General features: G+C 55.9%; 5 protein-coding genes. 1 reads left to right on the plus strand and 4 read right to left on the minus strand.

Annotated features, from left to right (window positions below; all coding sequences use genetic code 11):
• The 4 genes from R6V78_RS14585 to queA form a co-directional block, all read right to left on the minus strand.
• Positions 1-651 (minus strand): 4-hydroxy-tetrahydrodipicolinate reductase (locus tag R6V78_RS14585; RefSeq protein WP_410290104.1); only part of this gene is annotated, 651 nt, incomplete at its 3' end.
• Between the two features lie 228 nt (positions 652-879).
• Positions 880-1098, minus strand: coding sequence for a NifU family protein (locus tag R6V78_RS14590; RefSeq protein ID WP_410290105.1), 219 nt, complete (start codon positions 1096-1098; stop codon positions 880-882).
• A 37-nt stretch (positions 1099-1135) separates the two neighbouring features.
• On the minus strand, positions 1136-2257 hold the full coding sequence (tgt, locus tag R6V78_RS14595) for a tRNA guanosine(34) transglycosylase Tgt (protein WP_410290106.1): 1122 nt from the start codon (positions 2255-2257) through the stop codon (positions 1136-1138).
• A gap of 48 nt (positions 2258-2305) precedes the next feature.
• Positions 2306-3367 carry a tRNA preQ1(34) S-adenosylmethionine ribosyltransferase-isomerase QueA gene (gene queA, locus R6V78_RS14600; protein ID WP_410290107.1) on the minus strand — a complete coding sequence of 354 codons (1062 nt, stop codon included), beginning with the start codon at positions 3365-3367 and terminating at the stop codon, positions 2306-2308.
• A 469-nt stretch (positions 3368-3836) separates the two neighbouring features.
• Here queA and R6V78_RS14605 point away from each other — a divergent pair.
• Positions 3837-4221, plus strand: a 385-nt coding sequence (locus R6V78_RS14605) for a TetR/AcrR family transcriptional regulator (RefSeq protein ID WP_410290108.1), incomplete at its 3' end; no start/stop codon positions are given.

Here is a 4221-nt window from a genome sequence, read left to right on the forward strand (position 1 = left end):
TGCCGGCGACGATGATGGCGAAGCCCGCCGCGAAGCCCCGGCGCAGGGGTAACCGCCCAGGCGAACGCCCCTGCTCTCCCGGGGGCCGATGGTTTGATCCACCGGCACAGCCAGTTGCGGTGCTTGAACCTGACCCAGCCGGTAGGCCAACTCACGGGCGGTGCCGCTGGGGGCATCGGGCTTGCCGGCGCCGGCGTAATCGATCACTTCCCAATGGGGGATATAGCGGGCCGCCATGGTGGCAAACATTTGCAGCAGGGTTGCCGTCAGGGCGAAATTGCCCGCCGCCAGTGCGCCGCGATCGGCTTTCCTGGCGGCCATGTCAATCTCCTCATACTCCTCATCGGTCAATCCCGACGTCCCGACCACCACATGGGCTCCGGCAGCCAGCGCCTCGAGCACATGGGCCTTGGCGGCTTCAGGGTGGCTGTACTCGACAAATACGTCGCAACCGCCCAAAAGCGCTTCCTTCGCCGTCGCACATACGTTAAGGTCGAGTCCGGGGATATCCAGAACCCCGCCCAAGGGCTGACCGGCACAGCTGCGGGCCATGGCCCCGGTAAGAGTTAAGTCAGCCGCGGCATGAACAGCCCGTGAAAGGTCCGCACCCACCCATCCGGTGGCGCCGGCAATACAGACTTTGATGGTCATTTGCGATGCTCCGTAATTCAGGTGTATCTGTTGGCGGCGAATGCGCCAGGGAGTCAACCTGTTTCCGGCGGTTGGAGCCGCCTAGGGTCAAGGGATACATCAGTTGACCAGCGGTGGAATATCCGCTTGCACCGTGTTGCTTCCATACCGGGCCCGTTGTCGGCAACCTCGCTGACTGCAAATCCGTTTTCGCGGCGCAGGTGCAGATTGCGGACCGACCCGGACGGACTATGCCGATTCCACCGATTTGATCTCAGGAATCTGCTGTTTGAGCACCCGCTCGATGCCGTTTTTCAGCGTCATTTGAGACATGGGGCAGCCGGCACAGGCACCCTGGAGCCGAACCTTGACGATGCCATTCTCCACGCTGATCAGTTCCACATCCCCGCCATCCGCCTGGAGCATGGGCCGGATCTTATCGATGGCCGCTTCCACTTTCTCTTTCATATCCTGTCTCCTTGCTGAATTTTGACAGAAACGCAGGTCATCCTGTCGAAGACGCTTCACGCTTACTATAGAACGCCTTTTTAAACTGGTCAAATGTTCCGGCCAGGATCGCTTTGCGCATGGCACCCGCCAAATTGACGTAGTAATGGATGTTGTGGATGGTGTTGAGCCGATAGGCCAGAATTTCACGGGCCGTGTACAGGTGTCTGAGGTAGGCCAGGCTGTAGTGTCGGCAGGTATAACATCCGCAGGACGGATCCACAGGCCCCTCGTCTTCACGAAAACGCGCATTGCAGATGTTGATGGTGCCGCGTTCGGTGAACATCTGCCCATTTCGCGCGTTGCGCGTGGGCATGACGCAATCAAACATGTCGGCCCCCAGATCCACCAGCTCCACCAGATCCGCGGGTGTGCCCACCCCCATGACATAGCGGGGGCGATCCGCAGGCAGCAAAGGCAGCGCATGAGCGGCCATCTCCATCATCAGCGCCTTGGGTTCACCCACACTCAGGCCACCGAGGGCATATCCGGGAAAATCGATCGCAGCAATCGCTTCGGCGGACCGCGCCCGCAAGTCCGCGAACATGCCTCCCTGGACGATGCCAAACAGGCTGTTTTGCCGGTCTGTCCGTTCCTGCCAGAAAGTCTTGCATCGCGAGGCCCAGCGCGTGGTCAACACCAGCGCCTCATCAGCCTGCTCATGTGTGGCCGGATGCGCCAGGCACTGGTCCAGACACATCATGATGTCCGCATTGAGGCAGATCTGCACCGCAATGGATTTTTCGGGTGAAAGCAAATGCCGGGAGCCGTCGATGTGGGACTGGAAGGCGTAGCCTTCCTCGGTGAGCTTGCGCAGCCTGGCCAGTGAAAACACCTGGAATCCACCGCTGTCGGTAAGGATGGGGCAATCCCAGTGCATGAATCGGTGCAGCCCGGCAAAACGTCCGATAATGTCGCAGCCAGGCCGAAGGTACAGGTGATAGGTATTGCCCAGAATAATCTGGGCACCGGCCGACTTCAGCTCCTCCGGACTCAGGGCCTTGACGGTGGCCTGGGTGCCCACGGGCATGAATACCGGTGTTTGCACCCGCCCGTGGAGAGTGTCGAAGCTGCCGGCGCGGGCAGCACCGGATTGGGCGATTAGATTGAATGTTAGCATGGTGTTCCGTGAAATAAATGCCAAATTACATTATCACTCCCCATCACCTCAACTAATCAACATCGCATCGCCATAGCTGAAAAAACGATATTTTTCTTTCACGGCGGCCTGGTAAGCCTCCAAAATGACTTGCCGGCCGGCAAAGGCTGATACCAGCATAAGCAGGGTGGAGCGAGGCAGGTGAAAGTTGGTGATCATGGCATCGACAATGTTAAAGGCGTACCCGGGATAGATGAACAGATCGCATCGGCCGCTTCCCGAAGCCAGAGAGCCGTCAGACCGGACGGCATACTCCAGGGTGCGTACGCTGGTGGTGCCCACTGCCACCACCCGGTGGCCTTTGGATTTGGCCTGGTTGACAATCCGGGCCGTCTCCTCCGCAATGAAAAACCACTCCACATGCATGCGGTGCTTGCGGATATCGTCCACACGCACCGGTGCGAACGTACCGTAGCCCACATGAAGCGTCACGGCGGCAATGGTGACGCCTTTCGCACGGATGCGCGCCAGAATCCCATCCGTAAAGTGCAAACCAGCCGTAGGAGCCGCAATGGCACCCTGTTCACGGGCATAAACAGTCTGGTAGCGCATCCGGTCGGTTTCATCCGGCTGAGTTGCATTTCTTTTGATATATGGCGGAAGCGGCATTTGGCCGATGCGGTCAAGCAGCCCATCAAAAGGTTCCGGGGAGGAAAATGCCACCGAATAGATTCCGTCGCAGAAATTCCGGACCTCGCCGACGAGCCCCCCCTGGAACAGGATCCGCGTTCCGGGTGCGGCCAGCTTGGAGGCTTTGATCAGGCATTGGTACACCCGTTCTCGGTCGTCGCATCCGTGCACATCCGTGGCCCCATAATCCAGAATCAGCAGTTCGGCTTTGCCGCCGGTTTCCTTGCGGCCGTGCAGCCTTCCGGGAACGACCCGGGTATCGTTGACCACCAGTACATCCGACGGACGCAGCAGGTTGACGATATCCTGGAAATGGCGGTGTGAAAACGCGCCACTGCTGCGGTCAAGGTGCAACAGCCGCGAACCGTCCCTGTCCGGCGCAGGGGTTTGGGCGATCAGCGTTTCAGGCAGATGGTAATGGTAGTCGTCGAGTGCGTACATTTTTTACGGCCGCTCAGTGCAGCCAGGTCCTTTCCCGGTTTTGGGAGCAGCCTGTCATGGTTTGCCACAACCGGCCCTGTTATAATTTTTCAGCACTATACGTTTCTTCCGGTTTGGGTTCAAGGCCCAGAGCCCGGCTGATTCTTCTGCGGCTGGGCTGATGCGTCGACTCATAAATTTTATTCATTTAATTCATCATATTTAAAAAATTATTCTTGACAGAGGATTGGCGACCATTCTAACTTGGCGTACAATAACATTGTTACTCTTCCAACCAAAACCAGTTCCAATAAATTTTAAATATATAAAAATACCAAATAAATAAAGGTTTTTTTAAAAAGAAACATCATTATTCAAATTTATTATTCTCAATTCCACAAATCCAAAAACATATTTTTAATTAAAAATTTCAGATATATAAATTAAAGCGCAACTTCCAATTGAATCATCAACCGGTATGACAATAACAATGTTTACTCCCCTTAAACCCGAAGTCTACCAGCGGTTGGAAGAGGCCGTTCTGGACATTTTTTCCCATTCCGATTTTCACAAGGCCAACATTCGCGATGTCGCCAATCGGGCGGGAGTCAGCTTCTCCACCATTTACAAGCATTATGGGTCCAAGGAGCATCTGGTCTTTGCCTTCGTGGATGTCTGGCTGGGCAAACTGACCGAACGAATCTACGACCACCTCCAGGGCATCGAAGACCTGAGGGAAAAGATGCGCAAGGTGCTCTGGCTTCAGCTGGATTACTATGAACGCAATCCAGGCCTGGCCAGAATTATCTTCATGACCCTGCCCATGAAAACTTGGATGGCCGATGAAACCTTCAAGCAGAAAAAGATGATCAATC

Source organism: Desulfosarcina sp. (genome assembly GCF_046496365.1).
Lineage (GTDB): Bacteria > Desulfobacterota > Desulfobacteria > Desulfobacterales > Desulfosarcinaceae > Desulfosarcina.

Excerpts from the sequence above, each read along its gene's own strand:
- R6V78_RS14590 (WP_410290105.1), bottom strand. The coding sequence starts at position 1,098 with ATGAAAGAGAAAGTGGAAGCGGCCATCGATAAGATCCGGCCCATGCTC.
- tgt (WP_410290106.1), bottom strand. The coding sequence starts at position 2,257 with ATGCTAACATTCAATCTAATCGCCCAATCCGGTGCTGCCCGCGCCGGC.
- queA (WP_410290107.1), bottom strand. The coding sequence starts at position 3,367 with ATGTACGCACTCGACGACTACCATTACCATCTGCCTGAAACGCTGATC.